The organism is Streptomyces syringium, assembly GCF_017876625.1.
In the GTDB taxonomy this organism is placed as follows: domain Bacteria; phylum Actinomycetota; class Actinomycetes; order Streptomycetales; family Streptomycetaceae; genus Streptomyces; species Streptomyces syringius.
In genome coordinates, this window is sequence record NZ_JAGIOH010000001.1 from 3,480,556 (window position 1) to 3,502,021 (window position 21,466).

Below are 21,466 nucleotides of genomic sequence, written 5' to 3' on the forward strand. Positions count from 1 at the left end.
GGCAAGATCCTGGGATGCGGCAGTCTTCCGGGGAGCAGCCCCCGTACCCCAGCGAATCCTTCCGTGACGTCCGTTTGCTGCCGAAGGCCCATCTGCATCTGCACTTCACGGGCTCGATGCGCCCCTCGACCTTGATCGAGCTGGCGGACAAGTACGGCGTGCACCTGCCCGAGGCCCTGAGCGGCGGCGAGCCGCCCCGGCTGCGCGCCACGGACGAGCGCGGCTGGTTCCGCTTCCAGCGGCTGTACGACATCGCCCGGTCCTGTCTGCGCTCCCCCGACGACATCCGGCGCCTGGTGCGCGAGGCCGCCGAGGAGGACGTCCGCGACGGCTCGCGCTGGCTGGAGATCCAGGTCGACCCCACCTCGTACGCACCGCGGCTGGGCGGGCTGATCCCCGCGCTGGAGATCATCCTGGACGCGGTGGACAGCGCTTCGCGGGAGACCGGGCTGGGCATGCGGGTGCTCGTCGCCGCGAACCGCATGAAGCACCCGCTGGACGCCCGCACCCTCGCCCGCCTCGCGGTGCGCTACGCCGACCGCGGCGTGGTCGGCTTCGGTCTCTCCAACGACGAGCGGCGCGGCCTCGCCCGCGACTTCGACCGCGCCTTCGAGATCGCCCGCGAGGGCGGTCTGCTGGCCGCCCCGCACGGCGGCGAGCTGTCGGGGCCCAGCAGCGTGCGCGACTGCCTGGACGATCTGCACGCGGGCCGCGTGGGCCACGGCGTCCGCGCCGCCGAGGACCCGCGCCTGCTGCGCAAGCTCGCCGAGCGCGGCGTGACGTGCGAGGTCTGCCCCTCGTCGAACGTGGCCCTGGGCGTCTACGAGAAGCCCGCGGACGTGCCGCTGCGGACCCTGTACGAGGCGGGCGTGCCGATAGCGCTGGGCGCGGACGACCCACTGCTCTTCGGCTCCCGCCTGGCCGCCCAGTACGAGCTGGCCCGCGAGCACCACGGCTTCACGGACGCGGAGCTGGCGGAGCTGGCGAGGCAGTCGGTACGGGGGTCGGCTGCGCCGACGGGTGTGCGGGAGAAGCTGCTCGCGGAGATCGATCAGTGGCTGGATGGGTCCAGCCCGTCCGGCGTTTGAGGAGCCGGGGGCCCGGGGGGCGGAGCCCCCGGTTACGGGAAGGGGCGGGTAGGGGAAAGCGTCCCTACAGACTGACGCCCACGGTGACCGGCTCGTTCACCAGCGTCACGCCGAACGCCGCGAACACCCCGTCCCGGACCTCCCGCGCGAGCGCGAGCAGGTCCTCGGTCGTGGCCCCGCCCCGGTTCGTCAGCGCGAGCGTGTGCTTCGTCGAGATCCGGGCCGGCCCGGCCCCGTACCCCTTCGTGAAGCCCGCCTTGTCGATGAGCCACGCCGCCGACGTCTTGGTGAACCCGTCACCCGCCGGGTAGGCGGGCGGCGTGACGTCCGGTCCCAGCCGCTCCGCCGCGCGGGCCAGGAAGGCCGCGTGCTCGGCCTCGGTGAGTATCGGGTTGGTGAAGAAGGATCCGGCGGACCAGGTGTCGTGGTCCTCGGCGTCGAGGACCATGCCCTTGCCCGCACGCAGCTTCAGCACCGTCTCGCGGGCCGTGGCGGCGGGTACGCGCTCGCCGGCCTCGACACCGAGGGTCCGGGCGGTCTCGGGGTACTTCAGGGGCGCGGACAGGCCGCCCGCGTCCTCCAGCTCGAAGCGGACGCGCAGCACGACGAAACGCGTGGGGTCCTGCTTGAAGCGGCTGTGGCGGTAGGAGAAGCCGCAGTCGGCGTTGGGGATGGTGACGACCTCGTCGGCACGGCGGTCGTAGGCGACGACCTCGGTGATGGTCGCCGAGACCTCCTGCCCGTAGGCGCCGACGTTCTGGATCGGGGTGGCACCGGCGGAGCCCGGCACGCCGGCCATGCACTCGATGCCGGCCAGACCGGCCTCGACGGTGCGGGCCACGGCGTCGGACCAGTTCTCGCCGGCGGCCAGCTCCAGGCGGGTGCCGTCGAGGCGGAAGCCGGTGGTGGCGATGCGCAGGGCGGTGCCCTCGAAGCCCTTGTCGGAGATGACCAGGTTGCTGCCGCCGCCGATGATCAGCAGCGGGGTGCCGCTCGCGTCGGCCTCGCGGACGACCGCGATGACCTCGTCGTCGGTGGTGGCCGTGACCAGACGGGTCGCGGGGCCGCCGAGGCGGAAGGTGGTCAGGGGGGCGAGGGGGGCGTCGTGGAGTTCCTGCACGAGCACAAGAGTACGGGGGCGCTGCGCCGGGCCCTGCGGGTCCCTGGACGCCGGGCCCCCTGCGAACCCGTCACCGTCCGTAGCGGGCATGCGTAAGGGGCACCCGCAATCGCGGGTGCCCCTTACGTCTCGTGTTCAGGCGAGGCGGACCGTGGCGCGGGACATGCCCAGCACCTTCTGGCCGTCGCTCTTGGCCACGAGATCGACGCGGACCGTGCGGGCCTCGTCGTCCTTGGCCGCGACCTTGGCGCTGACCTCGATGACCGCGCCCTGGTCGTCGTTCGGCACGACGACCGGTTTGGTGAAGCGCACGCCGTACTCGACCACGGAGGCCGGGTCGCCGGCCCAGTCGGTCACCACACGGATCGCCTCGGCCATGGTGAACATGCCGTGCGCGATGACGTCCGGCAGCCCGACCTCCTTGGCGAACTTCTCGTTCCAGTGGATCGGGTTGAAGTCGCCGGAGGCGCCCGCGTACTGCACGAGCGTGGCGCGCGTCACCGGGAAGGACTGGGCGGGCAGCTCGGTGCCGACCGCTACCTCGTCGTACGAAATCCGGGCGGTCATCACGCCTCCTCGGCGGCGCGGGCCACCAGCATCGTGTGCGCGGTCACCACGTGCTCGCCGCTCTCGTCGTGGACCTCGCCACGCACCGACAGCACGTCGTTGCCCGCCAGGGACTTGATCGACTCGATCGTGGAGGTGACCGACAGCCGGTCACCGGCGCGGACCGGGCGGGTGTAGGCGAACTTCTGGTCGCCGTGCACCACGCGGTCGTAGTCCAGGCCCAGCTGCGGGTCCTGGATGACCTGCCCGGCCGCCTTGAATGTGATCGCAAACACGAAAGTCGGCGGGGCGATCACGTCCGAATGACCGAGCGCCTTGGCGGCTTCGGGGTCGCGGTACACCGGATTGGCATCGCCGACGGCCTCGGCGAATTCGCGGATCTTCTCCCGGCCGACCTCATACGGGTCGGTGGCCGGATAGGTCCGTCCGACGAAGGACTGGTCGAGCGCCATCGGCTCGGCACCTCCAGAGTGGACTGGGTGGGGATACGCCGTGAGGCCGCCCCCAAAAAATGGGGACGGCCTCACGAACGAGCCTGAGTGTTATCGCGTTTCGCGGTGCGCGGTGTGCGCCTTGCAACGCGGGCAGTGCTTCTTCATCTCCAGTCGGTCCGGGTCGTTACGCCGGTTCTTCTTGGTGATGTAGTTCCGCTCCTTGCACTCCACGCAGGCCAGCGTGATCTTCGGGCGGACGTCGGTGGCAGCCACGTGAGTGCTCCTTGACGGAATGGACGGATGAACGCATAAAAGAGTAGCCGATCGGAGGACCGACCCCACAATCGGCTACTGTGTGTAGCGGTGACCGGACTTGAACCGGTGACACAGCGATTATGAGCCGCTTGCTCTACCGACTGAGCTACACCGCTTTGATGCGAGAGAGATCCTCGCCCTCACAGGCGAGGAACCTCACACACCAGAGCCCCAATACGGAATCGAACCGTAGACCTTCTCCTTACCATGGAGACGCTCTGCCGACTGAGCTATTGGGGCGAGCGAGGAAGACATTACACGGTCTGCGGCCGAAGGTGAAATCCGTATCGGACCGCCGTACGCAGGGCCTTCTCGCGGCTCTCGCCGGGCCCCTCCCCGAGGGCCCCAGGGGCCACAGCAGTACGACTATTGGCCGCCTCCTCGAAGCCGCCCCACCTGCGCCCTAGGCTCGTTCCAGCTGCGTGATCATGCCTCGCCACCGGCCCGGAGGAGCGCCATGCCCGACAGCCAGCCGCAGCCGCCGAGGAAGCCCGACGGCGACGCCGTCGGCCCGCCCCCGCACGGCGGGGGTGCCTTGGTGCTCTGCGGCGCCCGGCTCGCCGACGGCCGCACCGTGGACGTCCGGCTCAGCAACGGCCGCATCGAGGCCGTCGGAACGGCCGGCAGCCTCGTGCCCGGGCCCCGCGTCGACCTCTGCGGCTATCTCCTGCTGCCCGCCCCCGCCGAGCCCCACGCGCACTGCGACACCGCGCTGACCGCGGACATCGGCGGCCCCGTCTCGTACGCCGTCGAGGACGTCCAGCGGCGCACCACGGAGGCCGCGCTGCTGCAACTCGGCCACGGCGCGACCGCGCTGCGCTCCCACGTCCGGATCGGTGACGTCCAGGGCCTGCGGTCGCTGGAGGCGGTGCTCCAGGCGCGCCGGGCGCTGCGCGGCCTCACCGACCTGACCGCCGTCGCGGTGCCCCGGCTGCTGACCGGCGCCGCCGGGGCCGACGGGCTGGCCATGCTGCGGGACGCCGTGAAGATGGGCGCGTCCGTCGTCGGCGGCTGCCCCGACCTCGACCCCGACCCGACGGGTTACGCCGAGGCCGTCCTGGACATCGCCGCCGAGCACGGCTGCGCCGTGGATCTGCACACGGACGGTGACGACCCGGCCCGGCTCGCCCGGCTGGCCGCCATGGCCGGGGGCCTGCGGCCCGGCGTCACCCTGGGCCCGTGCGGCGGTCTGGCCCGGCTGCCCCGCGAGCCGGCGACGCGGGCGGCCGAACAGCTCGCGGCGGCCGGCGTGACCGTGGTCTGCCTGCCCCAGGGCGACTGCTGCGCGTCGGGCCCGCAGCGGGGCCGGGTCTCGACCTGCGCGCCGGTGCGGCTGCTGCGGGCGGCGGGCGTCGAGGTGGCGGCGGGCAGCGGTGCGCTGCGGGACGCGGCCAACCCGGTGGGCCGGGGCGACCCCCTCGAGGCCGCGTTCCTGCTGGCCTCGCGCGGCGAGCTCCGCCCCGAGGAGGCGTACGCGGCCGTCAGCGACCGGGCGCGGGCGGCGATGGGGCTGCCGGAGGTGCGGGTGGAGGCGGGCTTCCCCGCCGAGCTGCTGGCCGTGCGGGGCAGCGGGGTCGCGGGGATGCTCTCGCTCGCGTACAGCCGCCTGGTGGTCCACGAGGGGCGGGTGGTGGCCCGTACGAGCGCGGTGCGGGAGTTCCGGGACTCCCGGGCGATGGTGGCCCTGGACCTGCCCCGGCAGTCCTCACGGGGCGGCGGCGAGCCGGGCTGACGGGCCGCCCGGGGGGAAGTGGCCGATCTTGTCCGTGCGTCCGATGGCGGCCCGGTGCGTACGGCGTACGGTCGAAGACATGCGCATTGTCATCGCTGGTGGACATGGTCAGATCGCGCTACGGCTGGAGCGTTTGCTCGCCGGGCGCGGTGACGAGGTAGCGGGTGTGATCCGCAAGCCGGGGCAGGCGGGCGCGCTCCTCGCGGCGGGCGCCGAGCCGGTCGTGTGCGATCTGGAGTCGGCGACGGTCGAGGAGCTCGTCCGGCATCTGGAGGGCGCGGACGCCGCGGTCTTCGCGGCCGGGGCCGGGCCGGGCAGCGGCATCGAGCGCAAGGACACCGTGGACCGGGCCGCGGCTTCCCTCTTCGCCGACGCGGCGGAGGCGGCCGGGGTCCGCCGCTACGTGATCGTCTCGTCCATGGGCGCGGACCGCGAGCCGCCGGAGGGCACGGACCCGGTCTTCGCGGCCTATCTGCGGGCGAAGGGCGCGGCGGACGACGACGTCCGTTCCCGGGCCGGGCTGGACTGGACCGTTCTGCGCCCGGGCCGGCTCACGGACGACCCCGGCACGGGCCGGGTGACGCTGGCGGAGTCGACGGGCCGGGGCGAGGTGACCCGCGACGACGTGGCGGCGGTCCTGGCGGCGGTCCTCGCCGAGCCGGGCACGGCGGGCCGCACGCTGGAGCTGGTCGGCGGCGACGTCCCGGTGGAACAGGCGGTCAAGACGGTCGCGGCGGGGTAGCGGGCCGGCTGCCGCCGATTGGCTTCCGCCGGTCTTCCGCCGGTCTGCCGCCGGAAAACGAAAGGACCCCCGACCAGAAGGTCGGGGGTCTCGTTCCGTGGCGGCGCCAGGGTTCGAACCTGGGTAGGCTGAGCCGGCAGATTTACAGTCTGCTCCCTTTGGCCACTCGGGCACACCGCCAAGGGTTGCTGCCTGGATTCCCACCTCGCGGCGGTTGTCCGTGGCAACGACGTAAACCATACCCGATGACCAGGGGTGGTCCGCCACTCGATTCGCGGCCCCTCGATCGGGCCCCGGGTGGCTAGGCTGGCAGCGGCCCTCCGGGGCCGTACCCCTGATGGATCTACGTACGAGGAGCCAACTCAATATGGCCGACTCCAGTTTCGACATCGTCTCGAAGGTCGAGCGGCAGGAGGTCGACAACGCCCTCAACCAGGCCGCCAAGGAGATCTCGCAGCGCTACGACTTCAAGGGCGTCGGCGCCTCGATCGCCTGGTCCGGCGAGAAGATCGAGATGCGCGCCAACGCCGAGGAGCGGGTCAAGGCGGTTCTCGACATCTTCGAGACCAAGCTGGTCAAGCGCGGTATCTCGCTGAAGTCGCTGGACGCGGGCGAGCCGCAGGCCTCCGGCAAGGAGTACAAGATCTTCGCCTCGATCGAGGAGGGGATCTCGCAGGAGAACGCGAAGAAGGTCGCCAAGATCATCCGCGATGAGGGCCCGAAGGGCGTCAAGGCGCAGGTCCAGGGCGACGAGCTGCGCGTCAGCTCCAAGAGCCGTGACGACCTCCAGGCCGTCCAGGCGCTCCTCAAGGGCAAGGACCTGGACTTCGCGATCCAGTTCGTGAACTACCGGTAATCACGCGGCAGTTCAGACCGCCTCGGCGCGGGCTCCGGCCGCGACCGGTTCCGCGCCGGGCAGTCTGGTTATGATCACCGCAAGGCGGGGTCGTAGCACAGAGGCAGTGCGCCTACACGTCATGGAGGAGGACGCCGGTTCGAATCCGGCCGCCCCGCCCCTTCGGACTTCGCGCACGCCGGCGCCTGTGTCTGTCCGTCCGTACGTTTCGAGGTGACGGCCTCGACACGTTCACGGGCAAGGTGGTGCGGACGGGCCAGGAATGGCGCTTCCGCCGCCTGACCGCCCAGGCGGTGTGGACAACGGGCCAGGGCAGGCGGTTCGAGCAACCAGGGCCCGCCCGGCGGGCCTTCGCGGTGTCGAGTGCGCGTCCGCTGACGATTCATGACGCGCCCGCAGGGCGTCCGCTGCCGCACGGCGGCAAGACGCCAGCCCGCGGTCGGCACGACAAACCGCTCAGCCGTGGCCGGTGGACAGCTCTTCGGCGACCTGCCAGACGACGTCCGCCCACCTGGCGGCCGTTCGCGCCGCCCCCGCATCCCCCACCTGCTCGAACAGGCCGGCGGCCAGCAGGAAATTCTCGAACGCCTCGGCCAGCAGGCCTTGGGGTGCCAGCGCCTGGGCCAGGTGCTCCAGCTCCATGGCGAGACCGTGGTCGTCCCCGGTCTCCGCGAACAGCTCGGCCGCCTCGGTGTGGGCCTCGGCGGCCTTGGTCCACTTCTCCTGCTTCTGCCGGACCAGGCCGATATTTCCCTTGACCTTCGCCTGGCCGTGGCGATCACCCATGCGCTCGAATATCTCCAGGGCCGCCTCCTGGGCGGCGCGCGACTCCTTGTACTTCTCGACCATGAAGAGCCCGACCCCGAGGTTGCCCAGCTCGATCGCCAGCGGATGCGGGGCGTCCAGCTCCCGCATGAGGGAGACCGCCTCGGTGTGGGCGGCGACGGCCTTGTTCAGCTTTCCGTCATTGCGCAGCGCCATCCCCAGGCCGCCCAGCGCCTGGGCATAGCCGAGCCGGTCACCCGACGTGCGGTAGATCTTCGCCGCGCGACGGTGGATCGCGGCCGCTTCCCCCGTCCTTCCCACCGCGGTCAGCGTTTCCCCGATGTTCGACAGTGCCTGCGCGGCCCCGTGCTCGTCAGCCAGACGTCGGAAGATTTTTTCGGCTTTCGCGTGGGCGTCGACCGCCTCATCGAAACGCCGCAGGTCGTACAGCGTCAGGCCGAGATTGTTCAGGGCGCTGGCCCGGCCGCTCAGGTCTTTGTGCTTCCGGGACAACGCGATCGCCCTGGCATGCGCGCGCATGGACTTCTTTAGCTTCCGAAGGTCGCGGTAGACGAGACCGAGCCTGGTCAGGAGGATGGTCTCATCGCCCGGCTCCTTGAGTTTCCGGCTCGACCTGACCGCGGCGTCGAGGACGGCGACGGCGTCGTCAAGGTAGCGAAAGTCCCGCAGGAACGGCGAAATGTGCAGGGCGATCGCCACGCACACCACGTCGTCACCGCCCCGGTGAGTCGACAGCGCCACGGCCATGAGCGAATGGCGCTCGGCATCCAGCCAATCCAGTGCATCGGCACGGCACTTGAAGCGGCTCTCCGCAGGCTGCGCGTCATCCCCGTTGACGAACGCGCGGTCCTTCGCATCGAGACTGACCCCGCAGTAGTGGAGCCAGAGGCGATGCAGGCTGTCACCCCCGTCACGCTCATCGCCCTCCGCCCGAAGGCAATCGGCGGCGTACAGGCGGACGAGGTCGTGCAGGCGCCAGCGACCGTCCGTGCGGCCGAGCGCGACCAAGTGCATGCGGGCGAGGCCGTCCAGGAGCCGGTCGGCCTCGGGGATGCCGGAACCGTTCAACTGGGCCGCGGCCTCTGTCGAGAAGTCCGGGCCGGGGTTCAGGCAGAGCAACCGGAACAACCGCGCCTGGCCCGGGGAGAGCTGTTCGTAGGAGAGGTCGAAGGCCGCCCGTACGGCACGCTCCTCGCGGCTCAGAGTGTCCAGCCGCGAGCGACCGTCCTCCAGGGCCTCGCGAATGGACGACAACGGCCGGTTGGGCCTGTCCACGAGGAGCGAGGCCACGATGCGCAGCGCCAAGGGCAGACCGTCGCAGAGCTCGGTGAGCCGCTTCGCGTCCTGCGGTGCGTCACTCACCCTCGTATCGCGCTCGCAGGCCTGCCGGAGCACGTCCCGGAGCAGCGTGACGCCGGCGTCGGCGGGAAGCAGCCCGAGCCTGTGCGGTCGGGCATCCAGCCCGGCCAGTGTGTGGCGTGAGGAGATGAGGACGGCGGTGCCTTCGTCGCTCGGCAGGAGGTGCCGTACGTCCTCTTCGCTCGAGGCGTTGTCCAACACCATCAGCACGCGTCGACCGGCTTCGGCGCGTGTGGCGAGCACGGTACGGAAGAGCTGCGCGCGCTCGGGGAGTTCGGGTGGGACGTGTTCGCTCGGCACCCCGAGGGCGTGCAAAAGGGTGACGAGCGCCTGGGACGGTGCGACCCGCCGCGCGCTGTCGTATCCGAAGAGGTCGACGAACAGGACCCCGCCGGGAAACCAGCCGGGCTGCCGCAGGGCATGCCCCGCGGCCTGGAGCACCAGCTCCGTCTTGCCCACGCCGGCCGGCCCCGTCACGACCGCCACCGGCACCTGGCCTTCCGTGGACGGGGCCAAACCCTCGATGAGATCCCGGACTTGCCGGTCGCGCCCCACGAAGGTGGTGGAACACGGAGGCAGCCCCGCGAGCGCCGGCGGCGGCCGGTCCGGAAGGCTGAACGTGACGCCGATGTCGCGGCCCTGGATCACATGCTCGGCGCGCCCACCGAACTCGTTGTGTGTCGTCACCTCGGCCTCTCAGCCGGCCGGGGCGAGGTCGAACTGCCGCAGCCAGGCCGTGTCCCCGCCGCCGGCCGTGGCCACGACGCCGGCGACCAGCCAGATGGCCGCGGGGAGGAACGCGTCTCCCAGCTCGTCCATGGCGTCGTCGACCGTGCCGTCCCAGGCGTCGGCGTGGCCGATGAGACCGGCCAGGATCAGCACCGCCCGCTCGGCGTCGGCACCGCATGCGTCCCGGATCCACTCCACGGCCCGCCCGGCTTCCCGTGGCGTGAGCCCGGCCTCACGCGCGCCGACGAGCCAGCCGAAGACGACGGCCAAGAGGGTCGCCCCGAAGTAGCCGGCCGCCTCTGGGCCTTCCAGGTCGCTGATGCGTTCCAGACCGACGTGTACGCGCAGGGCGATGCGCGGGTCCTCGGCCTCGACGATCGCGCCGACAAGCGGCTCCAGAAGGTCCGCGGCATCGGCCTGCGGGTCGACGTCCTGCGGGGCCTCGGCGGCGGCGCCCACGCCCCCGACGTCCGGCCCGGTCCTGCGCGCCGGTTCCTGGAATGTCTCCCGGAAGGCGGCCAGTCGGCCTTCCAATGCCCGGGATATCTCGTGCCCCTCCTCCCCGGCTGACCGAGAGCGCCCTTTCCGTACCTTGCGCAGCGCCTCTTGCCGCACGAGTCGACGACGCTCGGCCCAGCCCGCCTCGTCCCGGACAGCCGCCTTCTTCCGAGCGTTCTTCTTCTTGGGCACCGCGGCCCCCCTGAGCCGTACCGATCGAACAGGCACGACCCTTCCACAAGCCGTCGGCTTGCGCCTGGGACTTCGCCGGCCTCGTCAGCGCGTCGCGAACGGGGCGTTCGTGGGGACGATTTCGCGGCCGAGCGGCATCAGCGAGATGGGGATCAGCTTGAAGTTGGCGATGCCCAGCGGGATACCGATGATCGTGACGCACAGGGCGATGCCCGTGAGGATGTGGCCGAGCGCCAGCCACCATCCGGCGAAGACGAACCAGATGACGTTGCCGAGCAACGAGCCCGCGCCGGCGTCACGCCGCTCCACCGTCGTACGGCCGAAGGGCCACAGGGCGAAGGCAGCGATACGGAACGAGGCAATGCCCCAGGGGATGGTGATGATCAAAACACAGCAGATCAGGCCCGCGAGGACATAGGCGAGTGCCATCCAGAGGCCACAGAGAACCAGCCAGATGACATTCAGGACAAACTTCATATTCAACAGCCTTCCACGCAACTGGCTCCTTGGCCACTGAGACGCCTGGGCGCTGGCCTGTGGTTGCCGCTACCCGCAGGCGATGGCCTTACTCGCCGGCCACGCAGTGGACACGCTGCGCGTCAGGCGCGCCTGGCCCGTCGGCCGGGGCGCCGCCGGGCCTACCCCCGGTGGCCCGCCATCCGCTCCAGGCGGCTGATGCGCTCCGCCATCGGCGGGTGGGTGGAGAACAGCTTGGACATGCCCCCGCCCGCGCGGAACGGGTTCGCGATCATCATGTGGCTCGCGGTCTCCAGGCGCGGCTCGGGCGGCAGGGGCAGCCGCTTGGTGCCGGCGTCGAGTTTGCGGAGGGCGTCGGCGAGGGCGAGGGGGTCGCCGGTGAGGCGGGCGCCGGAGGCGTCGGCCTCGTATTCGCGGGAGCGGCTGACGGCGAGCTGGATGACGGACGCGGCGATCGGGCCCAGCAGCATGATCATGACCATGCCGATGAGACCGGGGCCCTCGTCGTCGTCCGAGCGGCCGAAGGGGATCAGCCAGGCGAAGTTGACCAGGAACATCACCACCGAGGCGAGCGCGCCCGCCACCGAGGAGATGAGGATGTCGCGGTTGTAGACGTGGCTGAGTTCATGGCCGATGACGCCGCGCAGCTCGCGCTCGTCGAGGAGGCGCAGGATGCCGTCGGTGCAGCAGACGGCGGCGTTGCGCGGGTTGCGGCCGGTGGCGAAGGCGTTGGGGGCCTCGGTCGGGGAGATGTAGAGGCGGGGCATCGGCTGGCGGGCGGCGGTGGAGAGCTCGCGGACCATGCGGTAGAGCTGCGGGGCCTCGAACTCGCTGACCGGCCGGGCGCGCATCGCGCGCAGCGCGAGCTTGTCGCTGTTCCAGTAGGCGTAGGCGTTGGTGCCGAGCGCCACGAGGACGGCGACGATCAGGCCCGTACGTCCGAAGAGGCTGCCGATGACGATGATGAGTGCGGACAGCCCACCGAGGAGTACGGCGGTCTTCAACCCGTTGTGCCGGCGGTGCACGGTACGCCCTCCAAATGGTGCGGCAGGGGAACCCTTTGCTCGGTGCTGCCACCTTGCGCTTCCGCTTCCACGTTCCAGTGGAACCTTCCGAACTGGTCAACGCCAGATGAAGGTGGCTGGTTCCCTCACGCGCACCGCGCGCGCCCCGGCCGGGCACCGGGCAGCGCGCCGCCCGCCCGTAGGGCCGTACGGGTGACCGTGCGGCCCGCCTGCGGGCGGTTCGGGAGCCGCGTTACAGCAGGGCGCCGGAGGCGAAGCGCAGGACGAGCTGCGGGGCGCCGGAGAGGGCGATGCCGAGGACGGCGGCGAGGGCGATCGCCGTCGCCAGGGGGGCCGGCACCCGCAGCCGCTGCTGTCCGCCGGGCGAAGCGGTCTCCGAGTCTTCCGGCGCGGCCTCCTCCGGCGCGCGGAAGAGGACCGCCGTCCACTGGAGGTAGTAGTAGAGCGCGATCACGACGTTGACCGCCATGACGACCGCCAGCCAGCCCAGGCCCGCGTCGACCGCCGCCGAGAAGACGGTGACCTTGGCGAACAGGCCGATGATCCCCGGCGGCAGCCCGGCCAGGCAGAGCAGGAAGAAGCCCATGGCCAGGGCGGCGAGCGGACGGCGGGCGTAGAGGCCCCGGTAGTCCGTGATGCGGTTGGCGGGGCGCGTACGGGCGACGAGCGCGGCCACGGCGAAGGCGCCGAGGTTCACGACGGCGTACATCAGGGCGTACGCGACGGTGGAGCCGATGGCGTGGGCCGGGTCGTCGGTGTACGCCGCGGCGGCGATCGGCACCAGCAGATAGCCCGCCTGGCCGACGGAGGACCAGGCCAGCAGGCGTACGGCGCTGTGGGCGCGGTCCGCGCGCTGGCGCAGCGCGGCGGCGTTGCCCACGGTCATGGTGAGGGCGGCGAGGACGGCGAGGGCCGGGCCCCAGATGTCGGAGTACGAGGGGAAGCCGACGACGGTCACGAGGATGAGGCCGGTGAAGCCGACGGCCTTGCCGATGACCGACAGGTAGGCGGCGATGGGCAGCGGGGCGCCCACGTAGGTGTCGGGTACCCAGAAGTGGAAGGGCACGGCCGCGGTCTTGAAGGCGAAGCCGACGAGGGTGAGGGCGACGCCCGCCTGGGCGAGGGTTTCCAGGCGCGGGTCGACGTCGGTGAGGGCCCTGGCCACCTCGGTGAGGTGCAGGGTGCCGGTGGCCGCGTAGACGAAGCTGACGCCGAGCAGCATGACGGCGGTCGCGGTGACCGAGGAGAGGAAGAACTTGAGCGCCGCCTCCGAGGAGCGGCGGTCGTCGCGGCGCAGGCCGACGAGGGCGAAGGCGGGCAGCGAGGCCACTTCGAGCGCCACGACGAGGGTCGCGAGGTCCCGGGAGGCGGGCAGCAGGGCGGCGCCGGCGGCGGAGGACAGCAGCAGGAACCAGTACTCGCCGGAGGGGAGTTTGAAGTCGGTGAGCGTACTGACGGACAGAAGCGCCGTCAGCAGGGCGCCGCCGAGCACCAGGAACTGGATGACGAGCGTGAAGTGGTCCGCCGAGTAGCTGCACGCGCGCGTGCCGGTGCTCAGGCAGAACGTGGAGCGGTCACCGTCGTGCAGGGGCAGCAGGGAGAGCCCGGCCAGCAGCAGTCCGCCGATCGCGATCCCGCCGAGGAGGGGTTTGCGCTCCTGGGGCAGGAAGAGGTCGGCGACCAGGATGACGAGCGCCACCACGGCGGTGATGGTGGGCGGGGCGATGGCGAGCCAGTCGACGGACTGGACCAGGGAGCCCATCAGTTGCCTCCTCGGAGGAGCTGCTGAACGGCCGGGTCGGTGAGGCCGAGGAGGGCCGCGGGCCAGAGTCCGGCGAGGACGGTGAGGGCGACGAGCGGGGTCCAGGCGGCGAACTCGTACGTCTGGACGTCGGGGAGCGACGTCGGTGCCGGTGCGGAACCGCCGCCGTGGCCGCCGGGGTGGCTGCCGGTCTCGCCGTCGCCCCCCATGCAGACCCGGCGCACGACGATCAGCATGTACGCGGCGGTCAGCAGGGTGCCGAAGCCGGCGATGACCATGAAGGTGAGGTAGGCGGGGCGGCTGAGCCCCTCGGCGGGCTCGAAGGAGCCGAACATCGCGAGCATCTCGCCCCAGAACCCGGCGAGGCCGGGCAGGCCGAGCGAGGCGACGGCGCCGAAGGCGAGGAGCCCGCCGAGGCGGGGCGCCTTGCCGTAGAGCGCGGCGCCGCTCGCGCCGGAGAGCCGGTCGAGGTCGCTGGTGCCGTAGCGGTCCTTGACGGCGCCGACGAGGAAGAACAGCAGGCCGGTGATGAGGCCGTGGGCGATGTTGGCGAACAGCGCGCCGTTCACACCGGTGGGGGTGAGGGTGGCGATGCCGAGGAGCACGAAGCCCATGTGGCCGACGGAGGAGTAGGCGATCAGGCGCTTGAGGTCGCCGCCGGCGCCGCTGCGGGCGAGGGCGAGGCAGACCAGGGAGCCGTAGATGATGCCGACGACCGCGAAGGCGGCGAGGTAGGGCGCGAAGGTGTGCACGCCGTCGGGGGTGATGGGCAGCAGGATGCGGACGAACCCGTAGGTGCCCATCTTCAGCAGGACGCCCGCGAGGAGGACCGAGCCGACGGTCGGGGCGGCGGTGTGGGCGTCGGGCAGCCAGCTGTGCAGCGGCCACATGGGGGCCTTGACGGCGAGGCCGACGCCGATGGCGAGCACCGCGACGAGCTGGGTGGTGTGGCTGAGCCCGGACCCGTTGTCAGTGGCGAGTGCCACCATGTCGAAGGTGCCGCCCTTGATGCCGATGAGGAGGAGGCCGAGCAGCATCACGACGGAGCCGAGCAGGGTGTAGAGGATGAACCGCCAGGCCGCGCGCTCGCGGCCGTCACCGCCCCAGCGGGCGATGAGGAAGTACATCGGGATGAGCACCATCTCGAAGGCGAGGAAGAACAGCATCAGGTCGAGGACGGCGAAGGACGCGAGGGTGCCGGACTCGAGGACGAGGATCAGTGCGACGAATGCCTTCGGTGACGGGCCGTCGGGCATTTTGAAGTAGCTGTAGAGCGCGCTGAGGAAGGTCAGCAGCGCGGTCAGCACGAGGAGGGGGAGCGAGACGCCGTCCACGCCGAGGTGGATCCGGATGCCGAGGGCCGGGATCCAGCTGATGTCGGTGGTCGCCTGCATCCGGGCGGGGTCGTCGTGGTCGAAGCCGGCGGCGAGGGCGACGGACAGCCCGAGCACGGCGCCCGTGACGGTGACGCCGTGCCGGAGCACGGCCTGGCCGGGGCTCTTGCCCTTGAGGCCGGGAGGGGCCGGGAGCAGGGCGGCGACGGCTCCGAGGAGGGGGAGGACGACGATCGCAGCGAGGAGGATCTGCATGACGGTATGACTCACGGTCAGGCTCCGGTGGCTACGAGAACGGCGGCGACGGCCAGGACGACGGAGCCGGCGAGCAGGGCGCCGAGGTAGGTCTGCACATTGCCGGTCTGGGCCCGGCGGACGGCCCGTCCCAGCAGGCCGGGGGCCGCGCCCGCGCCGCGTACGTAGGTGTCGACGACCTCGCGGTCGAGGAAGTGCGCGAGGCGGGCGCCCGCGCGCACGGGCCGGACGAACAGGGCGCTGTACGCGGCGTCGAGGTGGAAGCCGACGGCGGCGTGGCGGTGCAGGGGGCCGAGGAGGAGCCGGCCGGGGTCGGCCGGGTCCTGGGCGGAGGCGATGTTTCCGTAGGCGGCCGTGTGGCTGGCGACGGCCTCCTCCTCGGAGACCGCGGGGGCGGCGTCCGGGTCGGCGGCGACGGCGCCCATGGGCGTGCCGGCGGCGAGCGCGGCGGTCCGCCGCCAGGCCGCCCAGACGACGAGCGCGCCGATGAGGGCGCAGCCGGTGCCGAGGACGGAGGTGGTGAGGGTCGGGGTGAGGGAGTGCCCGTCGAACCAGTCGGGGAGCTTCCAGGCGGCGAGGCCGAGCCCGAGGGCGGGGACGAACAGGACCCAGAGGGTGACGTTCATGACGGCAGGCTGCTTGCCGTGGTCGGCGGCCTCGGTGCCGCGGCCGTGGAAGGCCAGCAGCCACAGCCGGGTGGCGTAGCCCGCGGTGAGGAGGGCGGTGAGCAGTCCGGCGACCAGGACGATCCAGCCGACCGTGCCGGGGATGCCGCTCGCGTCGCCGGTGGCGGCGTGCTCGGCCGCGCCGAGGACGGCTTCCTTGGAGAAGAAGCCGCTGAACGGGGGGATCGCGGCGAGGGCGAGGAGGGCGACGGTCATCGTCCAGTAGGCGTCGGGGATGCGCTTGGTGAGGTGGCCCATGCGTGCCATCGCGGCCAGCGAGTTGGTGCCGGCGGCGTGGATGATCACGCCTGCCCCGAGGAAGAGGAGCGCCTTGAACGCACCGTGGGTGATCAGGTGGAAGACGGCGGCACCGCGGTCGCCGACGGCGAGGGCGCCGGTCATGTAGCCGAGCTGGCCGACGGTCGAGTAGGCGAGGACGCGTTTGATGTCGTCCTGGGCGAGGGCGGCGAGCGCCGAGCCGATCATGGTGATCGCGGCCATCGCGGCGAGCACGACCAGCGCCGCGGTGGAGGCGGCGAAGACGGGCAGGAGCCGGGCGATGAAGTAGACACCGGCGGCGACCATCGTCGCGGCGTGGATCAGCGCGGAGACGGGCGTGGGGCCGGCCATCGCGTCGGGCAGCCAGGTGTGCAGCGGGAACTGCGCGGACTTGCCCGCGACTCCGGCGAGGAGCAGCAGCGCGATGACGGTCGGGTGGTCCAGCCCGTCGCCGGAGACGGCGGCGGTCAGGATGCCGTTGATGCGGAACGTTCCGGCGTCGGCGGCCAGCGCGAGGATGCCGATCAGGAAGGGGACGTCGCCGAGCTTGGTGACCAGGAAGGCCTTGAGGGAGGCGGCGCGGGCGGCCTCGGTCTCCCAGTAGTGGCCGACGAGGAAGTACGAGCAGACGCCCATGATCTCCCAGCCGACCAGCAGCACCATCAGGTCGCCGGAGTAGACGACGAGCAGCATCGCGGCGGTGAAGAGGGAGACGAGGGCCGCGTAGGAGGGGTAGCGGGGGGCGTCGCGCAGGTAGGCGGTCGAGTAGAGCTGTACGCAGGACGCGACGACGCCGACGAGGACCGCGACGAGCACGGCGAAGCCGTCGAGGTGCAGGGCGAGGTCGATGGGCACGGACCCGGTCGGGGTGAGCCGGGTGGCGGCGTCGATGTCCTCGCCGCCGCCCTGCTGCCAGGCGACGACGACGGCGAGCACGGCCGCGGCGAGGGTCGGCAGGATGGCCAGCGGTCGTACGAAGCCGGGGGCGCGGCGGCCGAGCAGGATGCCGGCGACGGCACCGAGGAAGGGCAGCAGCGGGACGAGGACGGCGGTGGTCGTGGTCGTCACGCGACGGCCTCTGCCTTCTTGTCGGGGCCGTTCGGCCGGTCACCGTCGGCGCGGGCCGGGTCCACGGGGATGTCCGTGTCGGCCGCGTAGCGCTCGGCGTCCTCGCCCTCGTTGAGGTCGCGGAGCCGGTCGACGTCGGCGGTGCCGCGGTTGCGGTAGACGAGCAGCACGATCGCGAGGCCGATGCCGATCTCGGCGGCGGCGATGGCGATGGTGAAGAGGGTGAGCGCCTGCCCGGCGTGGAGCGTGTCGCGCAGCCACACGTCGAAGGCGACGAGGTTGAGGTTGACGGCGTTGAGCATCAGCTCGACGGACATCAGGACGAGGATCGCGTTGCGCCGGGCGAGCACGCCGTAGAGGCCGACGGCGAAGAGGAGGGCGGCGAGGACGGCGGGGTAGACGAGGTGCATCAGCGCTCGCCCCCCTTGCCGGCCTTGCCGGGCTGCTTGTCCGAGCCGCCTTCGATGTCGCGGCGGGAGAGCACGATCGCGCCGACGAGGGCGGCGAGCAGCAGCACGGACAGCGCCTCGAAGGGCAGCACCCAGTACCGGAAGAGGCTCTCTCCGGAGACCTTCGTGGAGCCCTGGACGGCGCCGTCGAGATCGATCCAGGTGGCGCGGAAGGCGTCCACGACCACCCAGACGAGCGCGGCGGCCGCGGCCGCCGCGACCGCGAGGGCGGCCCAGCGATTGCCGGAGTCCGCGTCCGGGGAGCGGCCGATGGGGGCCTTGGTGAGCATCAGCCCGAAGAGGAGGAGGACGACGACGGAGCCGACGTAGATCAGCACCTGCACCCAGGCGATGAACTCCGCCGTGAGCAGCAGGTACTCCACGGCGAGCCCGCCGAGCGCCGCCACCAGCCACAGGGCGGCGTGCACCAGCTGCTTGGTGGTGACGGTGACGACGGCGGCGCCGAGGGTCACGATGCCGACCAGCACGAAGAGGATCTCGACGCCGGTCGGGGAGAGGAAGCCGTGGGCGTTCGCGGCGAGCGCGGTGACGTCGGCGGTGCCGGTCATGCCTCGTCCTCCTGCTGCTTCTCCGCCTCGGCGGCTTGTTGCGCGGCCAGCTTCTCGGCCGTCTTCCGGGCCGCCGCGAGCTCCTTCGGCTCCTCGGCCGCCGGGTCGAGCGCGGGCGGCTCCGGCACGGTCCACATCCATTCGCGGAGCTTGTCGCGCTCATGGGTCAGTTCGTGGATGTCGGTCTCGGCGTACTCGAACTCCGGCGACCAGAACAGCGCGTCGAAGGGGCACACCTCGATGCAGATACCGCAGTACATGCAGAGCGAGAAGTCGATCGCGAAGCGGTCGAGCACATTGCGGCTGCGCTCCCGCCCGCCCGGCGCGGCCGGGGGCACGGTCTCCTTGTGGGAGTCGATGTAGATGCACCAGTCGGGGCACTCACGGGCGCACAGCATGCAGACCGTGCAGTTCTCCTCGAACAGGCCGATCACTCCGCGGGTGCGGGGCGACAGCTCGGGCTGGACGTCCGGGTACTGGTCGGTGATCGAACGCCGCGTCATCGTGCGGAGGGTGACGGCGAGGCCCTTGGCGAGGCCGGAACCGGGAATCCCCATTACTGGATCACCACCTTGATCACGCCGGTCAGTGCGATCTGCGCGAGAGCGAGCGGAATGAGTACGGTCCAGGCCAGCTTCTGCAGCTGGTCCTCACGGAGCCGGGGGTAGCTGACCCGTAGCCAGATGACGACGAAGGCGAGCAGCGCCGTCTTGAGCAGGGTCCACACGGGGCCGAGGCCGTCGGCCCCGAAGGGCCCGTGCCAGCCGCCGAGGAAGAGGACGGTCGTCAGCACGCAGAGCACGACGATGCCCACGAACTCCGCGAACAGGAAGAGCGCGAAGCGCAGGCCGGTGTACTCGGTGTACGCACCGAAGATGATCTCGGAGTCGGCGACCGGCATGTCGAACGGGGGCCGCTGGAGTTCGGCGAGCCCGGCGGTGAAGAAGACGACGCCGCCGACGATCTGCCAGGGCACCCACCACCAGTGGAAGGCCTCCAGGATGCCGGGCAGCGACAGCGTCCCGGCCGCCATCGCGACGGAGGCCGCGGCGAGCAGCATCGGCAGCTCGTAGGCCATCAGCTGCGCGGCGGTCCGCAGACCGCCGAGCAGGGAGAACTTGTTGGCCGACGCCCAGCCGGCCATCAGCGAGCCGAGCACGCCGATGCCCAGGACGGCGAGGACGAAGAAGATCCCGGCGTCGATGAACTCACCGACGGCGTTGCCCGGCCCGATCGGGATCACGACGAGCACGAGGAGGTAGGGCAGCAGGGCGACGGCCGGCGCGAGCTGGAAGATCCGCCGGTCCGCGCCCGCGGGCACGATGTCTTCCTTCTGCGCGAACTTCACGGCGTCCGCCATGAGCTGCGCCCACCCGTGGAACCCACCGGCGTACATCGGCCCGAGCCGGCCCTGCATATGGGCCATCACCTTGTGCTCGGTCTGCCCGAGGACGAGCGGCAGCACGAGGAAGGCGACGAACACGGCGGCCAGGCGGACGGCCACGTCGAGGATGTCGCTCATGCGGGGGCGCCTCCTGCCGGGTCGTCGTCGTCTCGGGTGTCGCGATCGCGACCGCCCTTGGGCGGGCGGGTCGTGGGGGCCTCCCCCTCGGGGCGCTCGGCTTCGCCGGGCGGCGGTTCGGCGGCGGCTTCGGCTGCGGCTTCGGCTGCGGCTTCGGCTGCGCCGGGCTCAGGCTTGCTCCCGGGAGCGGGTTCGGCTGCGCCGGGCTTGGCCACCGGGGCCGGTGCTGCGGGTTCGGCTGCGCCGGGCTTGGCCTCTGGGGCGGGCTCGGCAGCTGCCGGTGGTGCTGCGGGGGCTGTCGGGGTCGGCCCGGCCGCAGGCCCGGCCGCAGGCCCGGCCGCAGGCCCGGCCGCAGGCCCGGGGCCCTCGGCGGGTGCCGACGGGGTGGCGCCCTTGGGGGATCCGGCCTCAGGGCCTGGCTCCCCCGGTGTGCCTTCGAACGCGGGGCGGGCGTGGTGCCACGGGGCGTCGGCCGAGCGCGGTGCCGGGCGCGGGCGCTCGGCAGCGGGCGTCCCGGCCTCGGCAGGCGGCGCGGCCTGGCTCGCAGAGCCCTCGCTCGCGCTGCGGCTGCGACGGGCAGGGCGCGCCGGGGCGTCCGCACCGGACGCCTCGGCCGAGGGTGCGGCCTGGCTCGCAGAGCCCTCGCTCACGCTGCGGCTACGGCGGGCAGGCCGCTCGGGAGCCGCTGCCGGAGTGTCGGCCGCCGGTTCCGCCTGGCTCGCCGAGCCGGCGGCCACGCTGCGCGTGCGGCGGGCCGGGCGGTCGGCGGCTGCGGCGCCCGCCGCACCCGCGGCGCGGGGGCCGCGGGCCGGGCGGGCGGGTGCGGGCGGGAGCTGGCCCTTGAGGGGGCCCCACTCGTTGGGGTCGGGGACGCCCGGCGGGAGCATCTGACGGCGCTTGGGGCCACCGCCCTCCGTCTCGCCCGGTTCCTTGGCCCCGGGCCACGCCTTCGCGACCCGCGCGGCGAGCACGAAGTCCTTGCGCAGCGGGTGCCCCTCGAAGCCCTCGGGCAGCAGCAGCGGCACCAGGTGCGGGTGACCGGTGAAGTCGACGCCGAACATCTCGAACGTCTCGCGTTCGTGCCACGCCGCTCCGGCGTAGACGCCGATCGCGCTGGGCAGCGCGGGGGCGTCGTGCGGCACGGTGGTGCGTACGACGAGCCGCCGCATGCCACCGGCCGCGCCGGGCCCCACGGGCAGGGCGACGACGTGCGCGCAGATGCGGAAGCCCGTGCCGGGCTCGTCGACCGCGCTCAGCCAGTCGAAGTAGGTGCAGCCGAGGGTGTCCCGCGCGGTCTCCAGCGCGGTGATCCACGCGGCGGCGGGTACGTCCACGGTGAGCAGCCCGTACGACTCCTCCGCGCTCGCCCCCTCGCCGAACAGCTCGGAGGCGCCACTCGGCAGCCACCCGACGACGGGCTCGGGAGCGGGGGCCTCCGACGGTCCGGCGGACTCGGCGTCGTCCTCGGTCGGCTCCGGGGCGGTCGCCCCGGCCGGGCGGGCGGTGCGAGCGGTCCCCTCGGAGACCTTCCCCGCCTTCGGGGCGGATTCGGCGTCCCCGCCCGAGGTCGGCTCGGCCGCGCCGGAGGCCGGCCCCTTGGCGGACACGGGGCCCTCGCCGGGAGCGGCCCCGGACGTCGGCTG

20 protein-coding genes and 4 tRNA genes are annotated in these 21,466 nt (G+C 72.2%); 5 read left to right on the forward strand and 19 right to left on the reverse strand.

The features are described from left to right. The first annotated feature begins 14 nt into the window (after positions 1-14). Positions 15-1,088: an adenosine deaminase gene (locus JO379_RS15330; RefSeq protein ID WP_130878947.1), complete on the forward strand. Its 1,074-nt coding sequence runs from the start codon at positions 15-17 to the stop codon at positions 1,086-1,088. A 64-nt stretch (positions 1,089-1,152) separates the two neighbouring features. On the opposite strand, the gene JO379_RS15335 is transcribed toward JO379_RS15330, so the two are convergent. The 6 genes from JO379_RS15335 to JO379_RS15360 form a co-directional block, all read right to left on the reverse strand. Next, positions 1,153-2,208 carry a UDP-N-acetylmuramate dehydrogenase gene (locus JO379_RS15335; RefSeq protein ID WP_209515370.1) on the reverse strand — a complete coding sequence of 352 codons (1,056 nt, stop codon included), beginning with the start codon at positions 2,206-2,208 and terminating at the stop codon, positions 1,153-1,155. A 135-nt stretch (positions 2,209-2,343) separates the two neighbouring features. Beyond that, positions 2,344-2,775 (reverse strand): MaoC family dehydratase, encoded by a 432-nt coding sequence (locus tag JO379_RS15340; RefSeq protein ID WP_130878945.1) that lies wholly within the window; start codon positions 2,773-2,775, stop codon positions 2,344-2,346. Continuing rightward, positions 2,775-3,227 carry a MaoC family dehydratase N-terminal domain-containing protein gene (locus JO379_RS15345; RefSeq protein WP_130878944.1) on the reverse strand — a complete coding sequence of 151 codons (453 nt, stop codon included), beginning with the start codon at positions 3,225-3,227 and terminating at the stop codon, positions 2,775-2,777. The genes JO379_RS15340 and JO379_RS15345 overlap by 1 nt, the downstream gene beginning before the upstream one ends. 90 nt (positions 3,228-3,317) lie before the next feature. Further along, positions 3,318-3,482, reverse strand: coding sequence for a 50S ribosomal protein L33 (gene rpmG, locus JO379_RS15350; RefSeq protein ID WP_087927546.1), 165 nt, complete (start codon positions 3,480-3,482; stop codon positions 3,318-3,320). An 85-nt stretch (positions 3,483-3,567) separates the two neighbouring features. Next, positions 3,568-3,640: transfer RNA gene (locus tag JO379_RS15355), tRNA-Met, on the reverse strand. Positions 3,641-3,691: 51 nt separating this feature from the next. Further along, positions 3,692-3,764: transfer RNA gene (locus tag JO379_RS15360), tRNA-Thr, on the reverse strand. A gap of 217 nt (positions 3,765-3,981) precedes the next feature. Here JO379_RS15360 and JO379_RS15365 point away from each other — a divergent pair. Together JO379_RS15365 and JO379_RS15370 are read left to right on the forward strand one after the other, a co-directional pair. Beyond that, entirely contained in the window at positions 3,982-5,256 is a 1,275-nt protein-coding gene (locus JO379_RS15365) for an amidohydrolase family protein (RefSeq protein ID WP_209515373.1), read from the forward strand. Between the two features lie 79 nt (positions 5,257-5,335). Then, positions 5,336-5,998 carry an NAD(P)H-binding protein gene (locus JO379_RS15370; protein ID WP_209515377.1) on the forward strand — a complete coding sequence of 221 codons (663 nt, stop codon included), beginning with the start codon at positions 5,336-5,338 and terminating at the stop codon, positions 5,996-5,998. A 98-nt stretch (positions 5,999-6,096) separates the two neighbouring features. On the opposite strand, the gene JO379_RS15375 is transcribed toward JO379_RS15370, so the two are convergent. Further along, positions 6,097-6,178 (reverse strand) — tRNA-Tyr (locus JO379_RS15375). A 187-nt stretch (positions 6,179-6,365) separates the two neighbouring features. Between JO379_RS15375 and JO379_RS15380 the strand changes: the two genes are divergently transcribed. Together JO379_RS15380 and JO379_RS15385 are read left to right on the forward strand one after the other, a co-directional pair. Next, the gene (locus JO379_RS15380; RefSeq protein ID WP_030368439.1) at positions 6,366-6,854 is read left to right on the forward strand and encodes a YajQ family cyclic di-GMP-binding protein; all 489 of its coding nucleotides are present in this window, start codon (positions 6,366-6,368) and stop codon (positions 6,852-6,854) included. 84 nt (positions 6,855-6,938) lie between these two features. After that, positions 6,939-7,013, forward strand: a tRNA-Asp gene (locus tag JO379_RS15385). Between the two features lie 297 nt (positions 7,014-7,310). Here the strand turns inward: JO379_RS15385 and JO379_RS15390 are convergent. The 12 genes from JO379_RS15390 to JO379_RS15445 form a co-directional block, all read right to left on the reverse strand. Beyond that, entirely contained in the window at positions 7,311-9,647 is a 2,337-nt protein-coding gene (locus JO379_RS15390; protein WP_209515380.1) for a tetratricopeptide repeat protein, read from the reverse strand. Between the two features lie 48 nt (positions 9,648-9,695). Then, complete coding sequence (locus tag JO379_RS15395; RefSeq protein WP_209515382.1) at positions 9,696-10,418, reverse strand: hypothetical protein; 723 nt, start codon at positions 10,416-10,418, stop codon at positions 9,696-9,698. An 84-nt stretch (positions 10,419-10,502) separates the two neighbouring features. After that, the gene (locus JO379_RS15400) at positions 10,503-10,895 is read right to left on the reverse strand and encodes a YccF domain-containing protein (protein WP_130878939.1); all 393 of its coding nucleotides are present in this window, start codon (positions 10,893-10,895) and stop codon (positions 10,503-10,505) included. 161 nt (positions 10,896-11,056) lie between these two features. Further along, positions 11,057-11,920 carry a zinc metalloprotease HtpX gene (gene htpX / locus JO379_RS15405; protein ID WP_130878938.1) on the reverse strand — a complete coding sequence of 288 codons (864 nt, stop codon included), beginning with the start codon at positions 11,918-11,920 and terminating at the stop codon, positions 11,057-11,059. A gap of 232 nt (positions 11,921-12,152) precedes the next feature. Beyond that, a complete protein-coding gene (locus tag JO379_RS15410; protein ID WP_130878937.1) occupies positions 12,153-13,682 on the reverse strand; it encodes an NADH-quinone oxidoreductase subunit N in 1,530 nt (509 codons plus the stop codon). Next, positions 13,682-15,271: a complex I subunit 4 family protein gene (locus JO379_RS15415; protein WP_130879201.1), complete on the reverse strand. Its 1,590-nt coding sequence runs from the start codon at positions 15,269-15,271 to the stop codon at positions 13,682-13,684. Before JO379_RS15415 ends, JO379_RS15410 begins: the two co-directional genes overlap by 1 nt. A 17-nt stretch (positions 15,272-15,288) precedes the next feature. Continuing rightward, positions 15,289-17,283 carry an NADH-quinone oxidoreductase subunit 5 family protein gene (locus JO379_RS15420; protein ID WP_209515385.1) on the reverse strand — a complete coding sequence of 665 codons (1,995 nt, stop codon included), beginning with the start codon at positions 17,281-17,283 and terminating at the stop codon, positions 15,289-15,291. Beyond that, entirely contained in the window at positions 17,280-17,693 is a 414-nt protein-coding gene (gene nuoK, locus JO379_RS15425) for an NADH-quinone oxidoreductase subunit NuoK (protein WP_242626151.1), read from the reverse strand. Before nuoK ends, JO379_RS15420 begins: the two co-directional genes overlap by 4 nt. After that, complete coding sequence (locus JO379_RS15430; protein WP_130878935.1) at positions 17,693-18,301, reverse strand: NADH-quinone oxidoreductase subunit J family protein; 609 nt, start codon at positions 18,299-18,301, stop codon at positions 17,693-17,695. Before JO379_RS15430 ends, nuoK begins: the two co-directional genes overlap by 1 nt. After that, a complete protein-coding gene (locus JO379_RS15435) occupies positions 18,298-18,858 on the reverse strand; it encodes a NuoI/complex I 23 kDa subunit family protein (RefSeq protein ID WP_130878934.1) in 561 nt (186 codons plus the stop codon). The genes JO379_RS15430 and JO379_RS15435 overlap by 4 nt, the downstream gene beginning before the upstream one ends. After that, a complete protein-coding gene (locus tag JO379_RS15440; RefSeq protein ID WP_209515386.1) occupies positions 18,858-19,823 on the reverse strand; it encodes a complex I subunit 1/NuoH family protein in 966 nt (321 codons plus the stop codon). The genes JO379_RS15435 and JO379_RS15440 overlap by 1 nt, the downstream gene beginning before the upstream one ends. Next, positions 19,820-21,226 (reverse strand): NADH-quinone oxidoreductase subunit C, encoded by a 1,407-nt coding sequence (locus JO379_RS15445; protein WP_209518714.1) that lies wholly within the window; start codon positions 21,224-21,226, stop codon positions 19,820-19,822. Before JO379_RS15445 ends, JO379_RS15440 begins: the two co-directional genes overlap by 4 nt. Positions 21,227-21,466 lie beyond the last annotated feature (240 nt).